This is a genomic window from Bacillus sp. NTK074B, assembly GCF_017303375.1.
In the GTDB taxonomy this organism is placed as follows: Bacteria; Bacillota; Bacilli; order Bacillales; family Bacillaceae_B; genus Rossellomorea.
In genome coordinates, this window is the sequence record NZ_JAFKOH010000188.1 from 1 (window position 1) to 260 (window position 260).

Below are 260 nucleotides of genomic sequence, written 5' to 3' on the forward strand. Positions count from 1 at the left end.
TGGACTACGGGGTAGAGTACGTGAAATTCGGTGGCAAAGTAGAGGATCTAGCAACCTCAGACGGTGGAGAAGCGTTTGATCGCACCTTCTACAACCGTCTGTATGATTATTTCTCGCTGGATGATCGATCCACCACTCGCATCGAACTCTTAGACACTTTCGTAAATGCCGCTGTTCTTTTTGGCGACAAGGAGCGAGGCCAACTATGGCTGGCTGAACTTGAAACCCGAGTTGAGAACGGTGCCCCGGAGATGCGTAAC

The 260-nt window shown here is 50.8% G+C and carries 1 protein-coding gene; it reads left to right on the top strand.

All coding sequences use genetic code 11. From position 1 onward, the window contains the following. Positions 1 to 20: 20 nt before the first annotated feature. Positions 21 to 260 (top strand): hypothetical protein (locus JI667_RS21945; protein WP_206858602.1); only part of this gene is annotated, 240 nt, incomplete at its 3' end.